Annotated in this window: 13 protein-coding genes and 1 tRNA gene; 5 read left to right on the plus strand and 9 right to left on the minus strand. The window is 50.5% G+C overall.

Annotated elements, in window-relative coordinates; genetic code table 11:
* Positions 1-92 precede the first annotated feature (92 nt).
* The 7 genes from NG99_RS12580 to NG99_RS12610 all read right to left on the minus strand — a co-directional run bounded on the left by NG99_RS12580 (position 93) and on the right by NG99_RS12610 (position 8,727).
* Positions 93-935 carry a GNAT family N-acetyltransferase gene (locus NG99_RS12580; RefSeq protein WP_034893088.1) on the minus strand — a complete coding sequence of 281 codons (843 nt, stop codon included), beginning with the start codon at positions 933-935 and terminating at the stop codon, positions 93-95.
* A gap of 42 nt (positions 936-977) precedes the next feature.
* Positions 978-2,543, minus strand: a complete 1,566-nt coding sequence (locus NG99_RS12585) for a methyl-accepting chemotaxis protein (protein WP_198138769.1) — start codon at positions 2,541-2,543, stop codon at positions 978-980.
* Positions 2,544-2,896: 353 nt separating this feature from the next.
* Positions 2,897-3,853, minus strand: coding sequence for an HTH-type transcriptional regulator Cbl (gene cbl / locus NG99_RS12590; protein WP_034893091.1), 957 nt, complete (start codon positions 3,851-3,853; stop codon positions 2,897-2,899).
* Between the two features lie 139 nt (positions 3,854-3,992).
* Entirely contained in the window at positions 3,993-4,910 is a 918-nt protein-coding gene (gene nac / locus NG99_RS12595; protein WP_034893095.1) for a nitrogen assimilation transcriptional regulator NAC, read from the minus strand.
* Positions 4,911-5,247: 337 nt separating this feature from the next.
* Positions 5,248-6,264 (minus strand): ABC transporter permease, encoded by a 1,017-nt coding sequence (locus NG99_RS12600; RefSeq protein WP_408606407.1) that lies wholly within the window; start codon positions 6,262-6,264, stop codon positions 5,248-5,250.
* 32 nt (positions 6,265-6,296) lie between these two features.
* Complete coding sequence (locus NG99_RS12605; RefSeq protein ID WP_034893100.1) at positions 6,297-7,781, minus strand: sugar ABC transporter ATP-binding protein; 1,485 nt, start codon at positions 7,779-7,781, stop codon at positions 6,297-6,299.
* Between the two features lie 22 nt (positions 7,782-7,803).
* Positions 7,804-8,727 (minus strand): sugar ABC transporter substrate-binding protein, encoded by a 924-nt coding sequence (locus NG99_RS12610; protein WP_034893103.1) that lies wholly within the window; start codon positions 8,725-8,727, stop codon positions 7,804-7,806.
* Positions 8,728-9,235: 508 nt separating this feature from the next.
* Here NG99_RS12610 and NG99_RS12615 point away from each other — a divergent pair.
* Together NG99_RS12615 and NG99_RS12620 are read left to right on the plus strand one after the other, a co-directional pair.
* A tRNA-Asn gene (locus NG99_RS12615) sits at positions 9,236-9,311 on the plus strand.
* A 1,001-nt stretch (positions 9,312-10,312) separates the two neighbouring features.
* Positions 10,313-11,092 (plus strand): hypothetical protein, encoded by a 780-nt coding sequence (locus NG99_RS12620; protein WP_034893106.1) that lies wholly within the window; start codon positions 10,313-10,315, stop codon positions 11,090-11,092.
* A gap of 81 nt (positions 11,093-11,173) precedes the next feature.
* Here NG99_RS12620 and NG99_RS12625 read toward each other — a convergent pair whose 3' ends face one another.
* Together NG99_RS12625 and NG99_RS12630 are read right to left on the minus strand one after the other, a co-directional pair.
* Positions 11,174-11,569, minus strand: a complete 396-nt coding sequence (locus NG99_RS12625) for a hypothetical protein (protein ID WP_232298292.1) — start codon at positions 11,567-11,569, stop codon at positions 11,174-11,176.
* 278 nt (positions 11,570-11,847) lie between these two features.
* Positions 11,848-12,084: a hypothetical protein gene (locus NG99_RS12630; protein ID WP_157032624.1), complete on the minus strand. Its 237-nt coding sequence runs from the start codon at positions 12,082-12,084 to the stop codon at positions 11,848-11,850.
* A 462-nt stretch (positions 12,085-12,546) separates the two neighbouring features.
* On the opposite strand from NG99_RS12630, the gene NG99_RS12635 reads away from it, so the two are divergent.
* The 3 genes from NG99_RS12635 to NG99_RS12645 are packed head-to-tail and all read left to right on the plus strand — an operon-like array spanning position 12,547 to position 17,633.
* Positions 12,547-12,984: a DcrB-related protein gene (locus NG99_RS12635; RefSeq protein WP_034893112.1), complete on the plus strand. Its 438-nt coding sequence runs from the start codon at positions 12,547-12,549 to the stop codon at positions 12,982-12,984.
* 18 nt (positions 12,985-13,002) lie between these two features.
* Positions 13,003-17,217, plus strand: coding sequence for an RHS repeat-associated core domain-containing protein (locus NG99_RS12640; protein WP_084110514.1), 4,215 nt, complete (start codon positions 13,003-13,005; stop codon positions 17,215-17,217).
* Positions 17,214-17,633, plus strand: a complete 420-nt coding sequence (locus NG99_RS12645; RefSeq protein WP_034893115.1) for a hypothetical protein — start codon at positions 17,214-17,216, stop codon at positions 17,631-17,633. The genes NG99_RS12640 and NG99_RS12645 overlap by 4 nt, the downstream gene beginning before the upstream one ends.
* Positions 17,634-17,952 lie beyond the last annotated feature (319 nt).

The raw sequence follows: 17,952 nt of genomic DNA on the forward strand, positions 1-17,952 counted from the left end.
TTAGCCCTTCACCAGAGCCGTCGCTTTGTTGGTTTGTGCGCAAATGTTTCTTATGGCTATAGGCAGCGGTGGGGAGTGGCGATTTTACCGCTTCAGGACATCGCCTGGCTCATCAGCCCGAACGCCAGCATCCCATCAGGCTGCCAGGGTACGCCGCGAACCATCGTTACCCCGCGGTCCACTATGATTAGCCCCTGGCTGTTCAACCATTCGCCGAGACCATAGCCACTATCGGTATCGATACGGACAAACTGCCCGGCTAAACCGGCCAGCAGCGTGCTGATTAACACTTTAGCCCGAGGTAAGTCGCGGCAGATAACCGGCCCGATCAGATAGCCGTGACCAAAGCGGCGCAGGCAGGCAAAACCAGCCGCCTTCCCCTGTTCCTCCAGCAGCAGAATGCGCTCAGCGCTGTCGAACAGGTTGGCGAACAGGTTACTGCGATACTGGCCGTGAGCCTGACGATCGAGGACCGTTATCAGTTCAAGGTCATCCGGGGTTGCCAGGCGCAGCTGCTGCCCTGGCCCAGGCTCGATCGGATCAACCTCTCCCAACTCGCGGCACTGATGCTGTGCAATACCGCCGGTAATCGCAAAGCCCAGCTTCGCGTACAGCGGCATGCCCATTTCGGTGGCGTGCAGGCGCACGGTATAGCCCTCAAGCTTTTGCAGCAGCGTCTGCATCAGCTGTCTGCCCAGGCCTTTTCCCTGCGCCCGATCGGCCACAATCACCAGCCCCAGTGAGGCATAGTCACTGCCCCAACGCCAGCAGGAAGCGGTTCCCAGCACTTCGCCTTCCTGCTCCGCAACCACACCTTCTCCCAACTGTAGCGCCTGCCGCCAGTCGACCAAACGGTGTGGCCACGTTAACTGCTGAGTCAGGCCAAAGGCCTGCTCAAGATGCTCCTCACGCATAGCGTTGATCTGGATGATCATGTCTTCCTCCCCTGGGTCAGAAGTCATGATAGCGTATGTAGCTTAAACCTTACTATTCTCCGGCAGCTGGAACGCTGACATGGTCTGAACCAGCCTCTGCGCCTGACTATTCAGCCCGCTGGCCGCAGAGGAGATCTCTTCCACCAGCGTCGCATTCTGCTGAGTGGCCTCATCCATATGCGTCACCGCAATCCCCACTTGCTCCACACCCTGAGACTGTTCCCGGCAGGCAATGCTGATTTCGTCAATCAGCTTCGCGACATTTTTCACCTCGGTCACCAGCTGGTTCATCGTTTCACCCGCTCCGATCACCAGTTCAGATCCCTTCTGCACCCGCCCCATACTGCTGTCGATTAAGGTTTTAATCTGTCTGGCCGCATCAGCCGAGCGCTGCGCCAGGCTGCGCACTTCGCCAGCCACCACCGTAAACCCTCGTCCCTGCTCTCCGGCTCTGGCTGCTTCTACCGCGGCATTCAGAGACAGCAGGTTGGTCTGCGAGGCGATATCATCGATAAGGGCGGTAATGCTGCTGATTTGCCGGGCGCTTTCGTCAATATCCCGCATGGTGACGATAACTTCCTGCATCACGTCACCGCCCGTCTGGGCTACCGACATCGCATTGCGCGCCATTTCGGAAACCTGGAGAGCGCTGTGCGCATTCTGGCTAACCGTGGCGGTCAGCTCCTCCATCGCGGCAGAGGTTTCTTCGAGGGCGCTAGCCTGCTGCTGCGTCCGGCTCGCCAGGTCGCTATTGCCTTCCGCAATCTGTGCCGATGCGGTGGCAATTTCACCGGCGCCCAGGTTTACATTACCCACGATGCGTTGCAGGCTAGCCTGCATATCTTTGAGCTGGGAAATCAGGCTCTCAGGACTGCTGCCCTGTTGCAGGGTGACTGGCACGGTGAGGTTCCCTTCCGCTACGCGCCTTGCTACCGATACGGCCACATCTGGCTCGTCGCCCAGCGCCCGGGTAATGGAATGGGTGATCATGTAACCCGCCACCATCGCCCCCAGTACCGAGAGGATCGAAACCGTTATAACGATCGCCTCATCAAAATGCGCTTCCTTCACGCTGGTTTCATAGGCAATTTTAGTTTGAGTCAGCTGTAAATCGATAAGCTCAGTCAGGGCATCCAGCAGCGGGTCGAGCGCCTGATACATCTGGTTGGCCGTAAACTCTTTCAGTCTGTCCCGGTCGCCAGAAAGAAACAGTTCTTTCAGTTGTTCAACGGCCTGATTGGCAATCCGCTGCTGCGGAATAAATTTATCGATCAGGCTCTTTTCTTCGCCGCTGAGACTGGTACTGGTATAGGCTCCCCATTTACTCTCGACATCCTGCATGGCCGTTTTAATCCCTTCCAGTCCCTCGGCAGGCGTCAATGCGCCATCGCGAACCTTATGCGCCGCGTCAACAATGTACACAGCATACGCATCGGAGATCGTTTTAATCTGCTGCAAAGGGATCACCTGATTCTGATAAACACCTTCCAGTTGACGCTGAATAGTCAGCGTACTGTACAGCCCCATGGAACCCACAAAGGCCAGGCACAAGCACAGGCTGACCAGAAGTCCCGTCATTTTATGCGATATTTTTTTTGTAGTTTTCAATGGCTATATCCTTATAAGTCACAATGCAAAATTATATTATTCCGGGGAGAGTGAATGAGATTTGTTAGTTCATGCAGGCGGCAGTATAAGTTTCTGAAAATTAACGCGTCAATTCAGTTACTCTTAAGCTGGGGAGATTTTACGCGGGGAGTATTCTTTAATATAACGTTAAAGACAGGTGGCATCGGGGCGATTTATTAAAACAAAACAATTAATTACATTAAATTTAAAAAATAATCAAGACTGATCTTCAGGCTATATATTCACTGATTGCATAATTAAGTGGCAAAACTGACAGGTATTCCATAAAACGAATTAGCCGCCATTTTACAGCGGCCCTGTATATTATTACATTAAATCTGAAAATCTATCGCCGGTTCGTCTACGTCAATAGAAAGCGCCTGCCGTTTGATCTCTTCCAGCGACAGATTGGCGTTACACAGCTCCAGGAACTGCCAGACAAAGTTGCGCTGTAACTGGCCGCGCTTCAGCCCCAGCCAGACGGTGTTGGATTCAAACAGATGCCTGGCATCAAGACGCGTCAGCGTCGAATGTTCATCCAGCTGGCAGGCCTGGTCAGCCAGTACGCCAACGCCCAGCCCAAGTTCGACGTAGGTTTTCACCACGTCGGAATCCTGCGCGCTCAGCACGATATCCGGCTTCAGGCTGGCGGAATGGAACGCCCGATCCACACGGGAACGTCCGGTAATCCCCTGCCGGTAGGTCACCAGCGGATAACGGCTCAGCACCGCCAGTGATACGGGCTGCTGTTGCTCCAGCTCATGGCCTTTCGGCACCAGCAGCGCGTGATGCCAGCTAAACCAGGGAAAGGCCGCCAGCGCGGGGCTGTTCACCACCTGCTCGCTGGCAATACCAATATCGGCTTCGCCAGCTGAAAGCATCGCCACGATTTCCTGAGGCGATCCCTGATTTAACTCAACGCGCACGTTGGGATAGAGCGCACGGAAGGCTTTAATCACTCTCGGCAGGCTGTAGCGTGCCTGGGTGTGAGTGGTCGCAATGGTCAGCACGCCGCTGGATTCATTGGTAAACACGTCTGCCAGTCTGCGAACCTTTCCGGCCTCGTCCAGGATGCGTTCGGCAATGGTCAACAGCGCTTTCCCCGGTTCGGTCATACCCAGCAGGCGTTTCCCCCGGCGGATAAAAAGCTCCACGCCCAGCTCATCTTCCAGATCGCGAATGTGACGGCTGACGCCAGACTGAGAGGTGAACAGCGCATTGGCGACCTCGGTCAGATTGAAATCGCAGCGGGCTGCTTCCCTGACGATCTTAAGTTGCTGAAAATTCACGCGCCTACCCCTCTCCGCTCGATATTAGTTAGCTTTATGTTAAGGAGGCAACGAGTTATCAACAAATAATAAAAAAGGGTTTTATATGCTTTTTAGTGCTAAGAAGTGAGGCGCGCAAAAGCGCGCCCGACGGAGGGGACTAGCTCACTAACATCAGTTCACGATCTTCCACTACCGGTTTGTTCAGCAGCGACAGCAGAATGTTTTTCACGGCCTGGGCAGAAGGAGACAGCGGCAGGCGGGCAGACACGTTCAGCGACAGCGGCAAATTCAGCGTTGGGCTGTTGATGCGGGCCATCCACGCGTTGGTAGAGCTGACCAGCGAGCGAGCGGCAGATTCTGGCAGCACGGTCACCCCCATCCCGCTGGAAACGGCGGCGGTCAGCGTGGCGATTGACTCAATTTCGCCAATAATTCGGGCGCTGAGTCGACGCAGCGAGAAGGCTTCGTCAACGCGCTTGCGTACCGCGCTGTAGTCACGCGGCAGGAACAGATTCATCAGCGCCACGTCGGCCAGGTCTACGCTCTGTCCGGGGCAGTCAGTCGCGCCCACCAGATAAAGCTCTTCTTTCATCAGCGGCAGACTGGTGATGCCAGCGGTCGGCGCACGATCGTACAGAACCGCCATGTCAAGCTGACCATTCATCACTTTTTCGTTTAATGAAGCGCCGCTGTTTTCATGCAGGTAGACCAGCACTTCGGGGAATTGTTCGCGCACGGTTTGCAGCAGCGGCATGGTCAGCGAGGAGGCTGCGGTGCCCGGCGCAAGCCCGATTGAAACCTGACCGTTCAGTGACTGTCCGGCGTTGATCACCGCCGTTTGCGCCTGTTCGCACTGGCGTAAAATAGTGCGGGCATGAGAGTAGAGGATCTTCCCCGCTTCCGTTGGCGTCACGCCACGCTTGGTGCGGATCAGCAACTGCTGGTCCAGCTCATTCTCCAGCGTCGCGACCTGCTGGCTAAGCGCAGGCTGTGCAATATGCAAGACTTCAGCGGCCTGGGTCAGGCTGCCGATATCGACGATTTTCACGAAATATTTGAGTCGTCTTAAGTTCATGTTGCCTCCGTCACGGATCCCCGAATGCCATTGTCACTGGCGGTAAGAAATAAGTTTTCATTCTGGTGCACAGGACTATTTGCAAGGGACGTGCCAGAATTTTCTTAAGAGTTGTTATCAGGGTCAGCTTATGGCTAACAGGCGGTAAAATAAGAGAATCTGATTACCCCTTAAGGGTTAATCACTCTTTTTCATCTTCAGACGGTGATTGCTGAGGCGGGAAACGCACTGCGATGGTGCAGGAAATGCCTTATGCCGTGCATGTAACCGTTACCACGGCGACAAAAAAAGGGCCTGAACAACCCGTCCCAGACCCTGAAGCAGTTAGCCACTAACGTTACCGCTTTTTGCGGTTGCGGTACATATCAATCGAAACGGCAGCGACAATAATGATGCCCTTGATAATATCCTGCACGTAGGCATCCACGCCGACAAAGGTGAACCCGCTTTTAATCAGCCCGAGGATGACCGCACCAATCAGCGTACCGGTGATGCGCCCTACTCCGCCCATCAGGCTGCTGCCCCCGATCACCGCTGCGGCGATCGCATCCAGTTCATAGGACAACCCCATACTGGACTGACCGCTGCTGACGCGAGCCGCCAGCACCACGCCCGCCAGGCCGGAAAGACCTCCAGCAATGGTATAAACGATAATCAGGTATTTATTAACTTTGATCCCGGAAACTTTCGCCGAGGTCATATTGCCGCCAATGGCGTAAACATATTTCCCGTAACGGGTGTGCTTTAAGGCGATGTGGAACAGCACCGCCACCACCAGGAAGATGATCACCGGCATTGCGCCCTGTCCGATAGCGGTGAAGCCATCGGAGAGGAAACTGATAGGGTTCCCCTGAGTGTAATACTGCGCCAGCCCGCGTGCCGAGACCATCATCCCCAGCGTAGCAATAAAGGGAGGAATGCCGGTTCGGGTAATCAGCACGCCGTTAATCACCCCGGCAAGGAAGCCAACGCCGACTCCGGCGAGAATCGGCACCACGGCGGGCATATTAACCAGCGAGGGGTAGACGGGCGACAGGCTGTCAGAGGTTTGCGCCAGGCTGGCCGCCACCACGGCACTTAGCGCAATAACCGAACCGGATGAGAGGTCGATGCCGGTGGTGATAATGACCTGGGTCACCCCCACGGCAATGATGCCGATAATCGCCACCTGCAAAATAATCAGCACCAGACGGTTGGGGTTCATCAGGAAAGACTGATCGCGCACATACCAACCGAACGCTTCAAAGATCAGCGCAATACCGACCATGACAATGAAAATACCGGTATCTTTCGGCAGTTTACCTTTCAGACTGGTGAAAAAGGAGGCCGATTGAGCCGGCTGTTGCGTAGTCATTTTTACGTCACTCATAGGGTTACCTTACGTCCTTACTCGGACGCCAACGACAAAATGGTTTCCTGGTCAGCCTCTTCTTTGTCGAGGATGCCGGTGATACGACCGCCGTGCATCACCATCACCCGGTCACTCATGCCGAGAATTTCCGGCAGTTCGGAAGAGACCATAATGATGGCGACGCCACGGTTCGCCAGTTCGCTTATCAGACGGTAAATTTCCGCCTTGGCGCCCACATCGATGCCGCGCGTTGGCTCATCGAGGATCAGGACTTTTGGCTGCGCCAGCAGCCAGCGGGCAATCAGCACCTTCTGCTGGTTACCGCCACTCAGGTTATTAATGATTTGGTCCATGGTCGGCGTTTTGATGTTCAGCCGCCGGATTTGCTCCATGCAGTCCTTCGCCATCTGGACATGGCTGACAAAACCGCCTTTGCTGCTGTACTCCGGCATGTTGACGATGCTCATGTTTTCCATCACCGACAGCACCAGGAACAGCCCGGACTTTTTGCGATCCTCCGTGAGAAACGCCAGCCCTTTTTCAATGGCCGTCGAAGGCGAATCAATTTTGACCGGTACGCCATCAATCAGAATTTCACCGCCGTCGAGGCTGGTCATGCCAAACAGGCTCTCCATCACCTCGCTGCGGCCCGCCCCAACCAGGCCCGCAACGCCGAGGATTTCGCCCCGTCGGACGCTAAAATTGATGTCATGGAACACATCTTTCCTGTACAGGCTGCGTACGGTCAGCACGTCCTGGCCGATATCATTATTAAACTTAGGGAACAGCTGGGTCAGCTCGCGTCCTACCATCTGGGTGATTAGCGACTGGCGGGAATAGCTGGCGGTACTGTCGCTGCCAACCCACGCCCCGTCGCGAAAGACGCTGACCTCATCGGTGATGGCGAAGATCTCATCCATTTTATGGCTGATATAGATGATGGCTTTACCCTGTTCGCGCAGGTCACGGATAATGGCAAACAGATGCGAAACTTCCGTTTCGGTCAGAGCCGAGGTCGGCTCATCCATAATGACGACATCCGCATTCCATGAAACGGCCTTGGCGATTTCCACCATTTGCTGAGCGGCAATGCTCAGATCGCCGACCAGTTGCTCCGGGGTCAGGCGGATATTGAGCTTGCTCAGCAGATCTTTAGTCATCCTGTTGAGCTTGCCGTGATCGACAAAACCAAACCTCATCGGCTCACGCCCCAGCCAGATGTTTTCGGCCACGGTCATATAGGGAACCAGATTGAGTTCCTGATGGATCATCGAGATACCTGAACGCAGCGCGTCCATCGTGTCGATAAACTGCACCGGCTCTCCTTTAACCTTAATGTGCCCCTCATCGGGACGGTAAATCCCGATGAGGCACTTCATTAAAGTGGATTTGCCCGCGCCATTTTCGCCCATCAGCGCATGGACTGTTCCGGCCTTTACGCGTAAAGAGACATTACTCAATGCTTTTACGCCCGGAAAAAACTTGCTGATGCCTTCGGCTTCAAGCGCATATGTGGCCATTCTTCACCTCCGTACGGCGGGGTTATTTTTGGTTCATGCCGGTAAATTTTGCCATGTTGTCTTTGGTAATCAGCTGGAACGGAATATCGACCACTTTCTTCACGTCTTCCCCGTTCACCAGCTTAACGGCGGTCTGCACCGCGCCCTGGCCCTGGCCTTTAGCGTCCTGGAACACCGTGGCGACCATTTTGCCGTTCTTGATCATCTGTAGCGCATCCGGCGTGCCGTCGACGCCTGCCACCAATACGTGGGCGTCGTTTTTACCGAGGGCCTGTAGCGCGCCGATAGCCATTTCATCGTTGTTGGAAGCAATTGCCTGAATATCATCGCCCGCCGTCAACCAGTTGCTGACCACGTCGACCGCATCATTACGGGTAAATTTGGCGGTTTGTTCCTGCACGACTTTCAGACCAGGGTATTTAGCGACGATAGCCTTAACCCCTTTGGTGCGCTCACGGGTGGATTCGTTAGCCAGATCGCCCAGCAGAATGCCGATGTTGCCTTTATAGTCCATGCGTTTTGCCAGCGCTTCCATCTGTAAACGACCAGCCAGCTCAGAGTCGGAGCCGACATAAGCCATTTTGCCGGTCAGTTCCGCCGCCGGACGGCGGTTAACGAAAATCAGCGGCACACCCGCTTTGCTGGTCAGATCGATAATCGGTTTGACCGCGTTGGTATCTACCGGGTTGACAATGATGGCGTCGACGCCCTGGCTGATAAAGTTCTGCACCTGGGAAAGCTGCTGGGAAACATCCCCTTTCGCGTCTTCAATCTGCCCTTTCACATTGTCTTTCTTCATCTCTGCCAGCATAGAAGTGCGCAGAATGGTTAAAAAGTTGTCATCAAAAAGCGCCATAGAGACGCCAACCTGGAGGTCTTTGGCAAAAACGGCGGCGGGTAACATACACACTAACAGCGATGCTAAAATCGTTTTTTTCACGTTCATGGTTTGGCCCTTTCTATCGTTAGTCTGCGCAGGCTGGCTGGGACCCCGAATGAAAAATATCTTTTACATTCACACAGCTTCACCGACGGCTTTATTGAGATGTAGGTTTTTTCTTGCTTAAGGTAAGACCTGATTGCTGCCAACTCTCCTTTCAATTAGTCTTTTTTTATCATGCTGTTAATTTCAAAATCTGGTTTCATTTTTATCACGTTCTCACCGGCACCCGATAAATCAGTTCATTTATTTCAAAACATCGTAATTTGAAATTTTCAATATGAAAGCACCGAAACGCCTGTTTTAGAATCAACAAATCACAAAAATTTGACACACCTCTAACATCGGCAAAGGATTCCGATCAAAGTGAGATCTGGCGCATGAGATTGCATTTTGTGCAGAGGGGTGGGAAAAACACCGAATCGTTGATTTTGCCAGCAAACGCGCACGAATTTTGCATTCGCCCTTTGACATCAGACGGGGCTGCCGATAACATGCGCCCCGTTGAAACAATTCCTCTGTAGTTCAGTCGGTAGAACGGCGGACTGTTAATCCGTATGTCACTGGTTCGAGTCCAGTCAGAGGAGCCAAATTTAAAGAAACCAGATGTCTACCGGCGTCTGGTTTTTTGCTTTTTATCAATTACTTGCCCCTCCCGCTTGTCTACTCACGTGACCCTGACCCCGAATATGCTCCAGTCATAATCAGGAATAACCGGCCTACGGCATCTGTTGCATTTCCTCCATTACCAAGAGACGAAAAAACGAGAAAATTCAATCCTGCTAAAAACCCAATAAAATCAAGACATAAGTTACAGATTATATGGAAAAAGCACGGCGAATAAACTTACTATTCAGGTGCTTAATTGATAGACATATGTTTTTTCATACAGTATATTTACAGTGGTATATGTACAAAAAAGGCTACTACCTCTATGGCGCTTCCCAACATCCCCAATAGTGATCTGCCAACCTTTGCTGAGATGGTAAGGCAAGTTTTGACTATTAGCTCTCCGATTCGAACTCCCGAAAAACTATTCCGTTTGAGAAATGACACTGTTAAAAATGAAGAACAATAAATTGATTTCTCAAGAAAATATTGCGGCTATGAAATGCAATATATCGTATACATGATTTTTTAATTGTTTATCCCATATATTAATATTGAGAAGGAATTTTTCACAATGGCAATAAGTATTGACTACAAAAAACCAATAAAAGAAATATTCACTTTCCTTCCATTACTTTTAGCATCTGGTTATTTTATTTTATGGCTATACCTAAACGACATTGGACAATTAGTTCTCCTGCCATCTATTCTTAATGACAAAGGAACTTTGATTGCTTTAATTATATCATTTATTATTTTATCATTAGGATTAGTCTTTACTTTCTCCTTTCCAAGCATGATTCTATGTCAAATGTGTTTTCTAACATGGAATAATGAATTCTCACGAGTTATAAATCTCAATAAAATTCCTTTAATTTCTTGTTGCATATCTATATTATACATTGCAACCATAATAGCTTTTTCCATAATAAATGGAACTCCTAGTTATATACAGGATTAAATTTTTATCATAACACTCCTCTTGTTTTCACCCATTACGTTTGCTGTAATTCATTTCCTCTCAAAGAAAAGAGAAAAAACTCATATTTACTATAAAAAAGGAAAAGAAATAAGAAATAAAAATTTCGTTAAGGAAAAATGTATAATTTCTTTTTTCTCTTTATATTCAGGCATGGCTATAACAATACCTTTGTTATTCATTCTGCGTCTTAGTACTGCTTATAGTAATACTGGACTCTTCATTTTTTTTGCCATCTCGCTTATTTTGGTTTTTATTGCGTTCTTTCCAGCTATAGTATTTTTTTCTGATAATAATTTAAAATCACACATTAAAACCAATATAATACTATTCATTACAACTTCGCTGACTTTATTTTTTATTATAATGCTGTTGCTTCCCAACTTCTCAGCCCTCGTTGTAAGGGGCGCACTAAAAAATATCGGTGTGATTGAGAGTAATGCTCACATTTATTCATTAAAAAAACAAAATTACACAAATGATATGTTCCCTACCTCAGTATGGACTCACATTGAAACATCCTCAACCAACGACAAATATCTATTTATTAAGGGGACGATCATTTTTTCTCTTGGCGATAATGTTTTGATTTGCCCTGAGTTTGTAACAAAAGCACAGGATAAATACAAAAAGTATAATCTCGATAACATCCTCACTTTTAACAAATCTGATTTTCAGGATAAATACTTAAAACAATTAATTAAAAGTTGTGCTCTGATTAACAAATCGGATATGACTCGATGGGATAGCATCATGGATGGGAGAAATATTTTAAATTTATAATATCTATATCAATAAATTATATTCACATTCTAAATTATAACTTTTAAATACTATATGGTCTTTAGAAAAGGCCATGTACATTTAATGAACTGCTCCATCACGCATCTTTATCACCTTTTCTGCCATATTACCATTATTATGCGTATTAAATGTCCTGTCGCCGATGTCATAGACAACACCTGTAATCGTGATCTTTTGTCCTTTCCTGATTTTCAGGATATCTTCATCCTGACCCAGGTAGTAAGACAACAGCACAGCCCCACCGCAATAGTTCGTATCAGGCGTCTGGAAGATAATAGCGTAGGTTTTATGGTCTCGTTGAGCACCAAGATACTTCATGGTATCGTAGGCTTCCTGCGCTTCTAACACAGTAGCATTACTTATGCTGATTTTCTTACCAATCCAGTTCTTTTTACTAGCCATCGCGTTAGCTTCATAATCCCGGCAAATAACGCCTAAACCGTTAACGGTGTTCACAGGAAGATTATCAGAGGCAGAGTCGTGCTCTTACTGTTTGATGGGCTTAAAGCCCCGCTCAGAGAAGATAAGGAAGAGTTGATTGACTCCCCTACTTTCCCGGTTACGTCGTTGAGTTGCTGGCAGCCTGCAAGCGTGAAAGTGGTGGAGACTAACAGAGCCGTAATCGTTTTTTTCATTTTAACTAACCTGTACAGCTTCATAAAAAAACTCACTAAACTGACATCTTCATTCAGAGCAGTGAGTGGAGGTGTTTTTCCTTGGCGTCGGCAAAGCCATTAACGTGCAGTCGGACGAACCCAGCTGACTTTATCTTTGGTTTTCAATTTCTGAATCAGTAAGGGACCAAGCATTAACGCGAGCAAAGTTATCACCATTACTGGCGTGGATTTGGTGAGATAGGCCATGACAAATCCCGCTGGAATACCAACGATGGTTCCACCAACTACCAGCCCTTTCATGGTCTGCTGACTGACATAGCCTTTTACCCTCTCAGCACCACATCCCCTGCACACTGACACATGCTCCTGGACTTCTGTACCGCAAAATGGACATTCTGATATGCTCTTTTCCTCGCCAGATTAACTCTAAGTAATTGATATAATTGATCTTAACAAAGGGCCTGTCATATCGTTTTTATCGATCAAATCCATAACATTAGATATGTCATAAACTATCAAAATAAATATATCGATCGATTTAGACAATTAATAACCGATCAATAAGAGCTTATTGATTGTTATTATCTATTAAATATACAAATATCGATCAATTATACAGATCAATAAGTTAATGAAATGTGAGATTAGTTGACTGATTTTGCACTCCGAAAGCGGGCATCTGCTGAATCAGCCTGTTGCTGAACCGATACTTATCTCAGAACATTTACCTTCCATAAGTAAATGAAACCTCTGTATAGCAAGCTATCTGACCCTGTGGCACACTTAAACCGTCCTGAAGCATACGGAAGCTGCTTAATGCCTGATAATCTCCCTCTCTGCGTTTTTACCGAAGGCCGCATCACCCTTCCTGACCACTATCAGGATCGCACCGTTAACGTCTTCACCCTACCCGGTGAGAATACGCCTGCCTTTAACCTCTCCCGCGATACCCTCAGTGATGGTGAAGCGCTGGAAGACTATATCAACCGTCAGCTAACGCTGATGCATAAGCATCTTAAAGGCTGGAAACAGACCGAACGTGTTTCTATTGTGCTCGGCGATAACCTGTTACAGGGTGAATGTGTGCATGCCAGCTACCTGCGTGACGATAAGCGGGTCTTCCAGCAACAGGCGGTATTTAACACGTCTGAAAACCATATTCTGGTGTTCACTATGTCGTGCACCGCGATACTGACGGACGGGGACAGTCAACAATTTCAGGCGCTGCTTGCCAGCTTCTGTTTTAACACCTGACAATTAAGGAACGTTGTTATGTTTGAAGCGGCACGCATGGGCGATGATATCGGCCATTCTCATGCGCTGGCAGGGATGATTGCCGGAACGCTTGTCGGTGGACTGATTGCTGCAGCGGGTGGTATCGCCGCAGGTGCGCTTATGGTGGCAGGTATCGGGGCGTCCTGTCTGGGTATTGGCGTGCTGCTGGTCGGGGCCAGCCTGGCGGTGGGGTATTTTACGGGCGAACTGGCAACGAAGGCCAGGGACAGCATTGCGGATGCCGGGGCCGCCAGTATGGAGAAGGAAGGCGTAATCGCCACCGGCTCGCATAACGTGTTCATTAATGGCAGACCTGCCGCCATTGCCACTAACAGCATGGTGGAATGCACTAAGGACGGTGGCTCCCAGCAGATGGCCGAAGGCTCCTCACGTGTCTATATTAACGGCCTGCCTGCTGCCCGCATCGGTGACCAGACCACCTGTGGCGGAAAGGTTATGACCGGTTCAGGCAACGTGCGCATTGGCGGTGAGCCGGAACAGACACTGCCGATACAGTCAGAAGTGCCAGAATGGCTCTATAAAGCGTCTGACCTGACGCTATTATTTGCAGGATTGCTCGGCGGAGCAGGTGGAGCCGCTAAGGCCGGGGCGTTGGCGAAGCTATTCAGTAAAATTCCCGGTATTAATAAGCTGGCCCGTATCGCCTGCCGCGCTGGCGTGCTGATGACCGGTGCCGCCGCCGTGGGCATAGTCGCGCGCCCGGTCGATATCGTCAGTGGGCAGAAGTTTCTCTCCGGTGATGACGAGCTGGACTTTATATTACCCTCCCGCCTGCCTGTACGCTGGCAGCGTTACTGGCGCAGTGGCAATCCCGGCGACAGCGTGCTGGGCCGTGGCTGGTCACTTTTCTGGGAAACCCGTCTTGAACGGTATCAGGACGGGCTGGTATGGCGTGCACCGTCCGGCGATTACGTGTCATTCCCTCTCGTGCCGAAAGGGAAGCGTACCTTCTGCGAAACCGAAAAACGCTGGCTGGAACACCATCAGGACGATACATGGTCAGTGTATGACATCAGCGGCGAGCGCTGGCATTACTCATCCCTGCGGGGCAATTCCCCTTCCCTGCCGCTGCGACTCACCGAACCCTGTGGTAACGATATTCTCTTTGACTGGAACGACGACGACAGGCTGCATGCGCTCACCGACAGCGCCGGGCAAAGCGTGGTCTGCCGCTACGTAACCGTCAGCGGACAGGTTCGCCTTGCCGGAGCCTGGCTGGACGATGAGATTTGTCTGGTCAGCTACAACTACGATGACAAGGCCAGGCTGATTAGCGTCATCGGATGCGGCGGTCAGGTACGCCGCCGCTTTGGCTGGTATGACGACGGCGACGGCACGGATTTACTGCGCAGCCATGAGGACAGCAACGGTCTGTTGAACGAGTATCTCTGGCAGAGCCTTGACGGACTGCCCCGAGTAGTGGCATACCGCAACGGCGCAGGTGAGCAGCTTAATATTGATTACGATTTTGAAAACGGCACCCGACGCGCCACCCGCGAGGATGGCGTACAGGCACACTGGCTGGTTGACGACGATGACAATGTTGCACGTTTCACAGATTATGACGGTCGCCAGACCGTCTTCGTCTGTCGTGATGGCGAGTTGTGCGACATTATCCTGCCTGACGGAGCAATGCGGCGCAGTCAGTGGGACCGTTATGGCCGCCTCACGTCAGAGACTGACCCGGCAGGCCGCACCACAGAGTACTACTGGTTCAGAAACACTGACCGCATCGCCCGCACGGTATATCCGGATTTGACCGCCACACAGGCGACGTATGACCTGAACGGTCGCCTGCTGTCGGAAACCGATGCGCTGAGTCACATCACCACGTACCACTATCCTGATAAAGAAGAAACGTTACCCGAACGTATTACCGACGCAAACAGCGGAGACGTCCTGCTGGTGTGGAACCGCCAGGGACTGCTGACACAACGTACCGACTGCTCCGGCAGCGTGGCCCGCTTTACGTATGACCGCTTCGGTCAGCTCCTGAGCAGTGAGGACGCAGAAGGCAACATCACACGCCGCGAATGGAACGATGCAGGCCAGCTCACAGCCGTTATTCGTGCCGATGGCAGTCAGGAAACGCTGCGGTGGAACGAACACGGACAGCTCACCGCCTGGCGTGACCCGCTGGAAAGCGACGTGCTCTGGACGTATAACCGCCTGGGGCAACCGCTCAGTCAGACCGGCCGCAACGGCATCATGCGCCGCTGGCACTATGATGCACGAGGCAATCTGCTGCGTCTGGAAAACGGCAACGGCGGTGAGTACCGGTTTACGTATGACCCGACCGGCCATCCTTTGAGCGAAGTCCGCCCGGACGATACATACCGGCAGATGGAATGGAATGAACGTGGACTGCTCACCACGCTGATGGAAAATGGTAGACCGGACGATGATGGCGGCATCCCGCGACGCGCTCAGCAGTTCAGCTATGACAGCAGCGGCCTACTGACCATACGCACTACCCGCGATGCTCAGTACCATTACCAGCATAACAACAGCGGGCAGCTTACCGGCCTGACACGCACGCCAACCGCCGAAGGTGTGGCGCTGGGAATGGAAGCGGATGAAATTCAGTTTACCTTTGATGCGGGAGGAAAACCGCTCAGTGAGCGGGGCAGTAATGGTGAACTGCATTACGACTATGACGCCCTGGACAACCTCACTGCGCTGACCCTGCCCGGCGGGCAGCAGATAAGCTGGCTGCACTACGGTTCCGACCACGTCAGTGCCATCCGGTTCGGTCAGCAAGTCATCTCTGAATTTACCCGCGACCGCCTTCACCGGGAGGTGTCCCGCACTCAGGGAACCCGTGAACAGACCCGCCAGTATGACAGTCTGGGCAGGCGTACCCTGCAACGCAGTATCGGCGGATTAACGCCAGACCTGCCGGAACAGGCAATCTTCGAACGCGCCTTTAACTACACCGGGCGGGGAGAACTGTCAGACGTCAGTGACACACTGCGTGGCAACACAATTTATGGCTATGATGAAGAAGGTCGTCTTCTCAAACATTACGAAGCCCGTCCGGGTCACAGCACCAGGACATTCCGCTACGACGCTGCGGATAACCTCCTGCCGGATGATGGCCTGCCTGCCCTGCCACTGACGGAGAATCGCCTGACGCACTGGCAAAATCTGTTTATGAAATACGACTGGTGGGGTAACCTCGTCAGTCGCCGAAGCGGCCTGTATCAGCAGTACTACCAGTACGACGCAGAAAACCGACTGATCAAAGCAGAAGGCACCGGCCCGGAAGGCCGGTTTACGGCACGCTACCACTATGACGTGCTGGGGAGACGCACCTGTAAAACGGTTACCACGCAACACGGCACCACGGAGACCCGCTTCCTCTGGCAGGGCTTACGACTGTTGCAGGAACAGCAGCAGAACGGACAGTGTCGGACATATATTTACGACCCGAACGAAACATACAGCCCGCTGGCGCGTGTTGACCACTTGTGTGACGAAAATAGCGGAGAGATTCTCTGGTTCAGTACCGATCTGAACGGTGCACCACTGGATATCACTGATGAACAGGGACAGCTCCGGTGGAGCGGACATTACGGGAGCTTTGGTGAGGTTATCCGTCAGACAGAAGGCTTCCACAGATTCACGCAACAAACTGCCCTCGCTCATCAACCGCTGCGCTATGCCGGGCAGTACGCTGACAGTGAAACGGGTCTGCACTATAATCTTTTCAGGTATTACGACCCGCAGGTCGGACGTTTTACCGTTCAGGATCCGATTGGGCTTGCAGGTGGCTGGAATCTTTATCAATATGCTCCAAACCCTTTAATGTGGATAGACCCGCTAGGACTATCAAGTTGTAGCGGGGAACAAAAACTTTACCGTGGTGTAAGTGCAAAACATCCAGAAATTGAGAATGCTAAAAAGGGTATTGTTAAACCTGCTAAACCTGACGCGGACCTTACTCCGGAGCAACATGCTGAGGGCGGAATGACAGGGGAAAGTCAATATGTTTCCTGGACACCAAACAAGGATATGGCTTTGCAACACGCCATGAAGGAAGGGTCAGGTGGTGTTCTACTTGAAGTACCTACTGGTGCGCCTCCTGATGGGGCTGGATGGTCGTGGGGATGGAGTCATATTAATCAATGGAATGAAATTGAAATGCTTCAAATGGGAACACGTACAGGTGCCAAGGTAACAACTCTATGAGAAACAAAGTAGATTCAATTAATTATTTAATAAAGTTATTAAATGAAAATGATGAGAAGGTGTGGATGAAGACGCTGCACAATCTATTATCTTCACCTGACATTGAAGAAATACCTAACAATCCTGAGGTAAGTAGAGCTGATTTCTTTTTGAATTTGTCAAAAACAAGATTAAAAATGGCCATGAAAAATAAAACCTCCATTTTTGGCCTTAATGATTTAATTTTTACTTTAGAAAAACTACCTGCTGATACATTAGTAGAAAGATATGGCTTAAAGAGCAAAAAATACTTCGGTGATTGTTTTGTCATTGAAAAAAACATCATTGGTTGTGGCTTTGTGATTAACGGTCATACATACTCATTCTCGCATTCCACATCTGAATATTACGTTGACGGAATTAAAAAAGTTAAATAAAAAAAAGAAAAACAAACGTACCCCAAAAAACATATGAACTGCATATTAAAAATTTTTTCGTATCATGGATAAGGGCTCGAAGTTTTCTCCCGTATTACCGAGACCCGCTTCCTCTGGCAGGGCTTGCGACTGTTGCAGGAACAACAGCAGAACAGTAAATGCCAGACATATCTTTACGACCCGAACGAGAAATACAGCCTGCTGGCGCGTGTTGACCATTTTAGTGAAGAAAACTGAGGATTTAGACAGACGTTAGTCTCGCGAAGGCAATCACTTGCAATCCAAATAGCAAATACTTTGTAATCTTCGTGAAGCCATC

Source organism: Erwinia typographi (genome assembly GCF_000773975.1).
GTDB lineage: Bacteria > Pseudomonadota > Gammaproteobacteria > Enterobacterales > Enterobacteriaceae > Erwinia > Erwinia typographi.

Bases quoted from the DNA above. Each gene is read 5' to 3' on its own strand.
- NG99_RS12600 (WP_408606407.1), bottom strand. From the start codon at position 6,264: ATGACTACGCAACAGCCGGCTCAATCGGCCTCCTTTTTCACCAGTCTG.
- NG99_RS12605 (WP_034893100.1), bottom strand. From the start codon at position 7,781: ATGGCCACATATGCGCTTGAAGCCGAAGGCATCAGCAAGTTTTTTCCG.
- NG99_RS12645 (WP_034893115.1), top strand. From the start codon at position 17,214: ATGAGAAACAAAGTAGATTCAATTAATTATTTAATAAAGTTATTAAAT.
- NG99_RS12640 (WP_084110514.1), top strand. From the start codon at position 13,003: ATGTTTGAAGCGGCACGCATGGGCGATGATATCGGCCATTCTCATGCG.
- nac (WP_034893095.1), bottom strand. From the start codon at position 4,910: ATGAACTTAAGACGACTCAAATATTTCGTGAAAATCGTCGATATCGGC.
- NG99_RS12635 (WP_034893112.1), top strand. From the start codon at position 12,547: ATGCCTGATAATCTCCCTCTCTGCGTTTTTACCGAAGGCCGCATCACC.
- NG99_RS12580 (WP_034893088.1), bottom strand. From the start codon at position 935: ATGATCATCCAGATCAACGCTATGCGTGAGGAGCATCTTGAGCAGGCC.
- NG99_RS12610 (WP_034893103.1), bottom strand. From the start codon at position 8,727: ATGAACGTGAAAAAAACGATTTTAGCATCGCTGTTAGTGTGTATGTTA.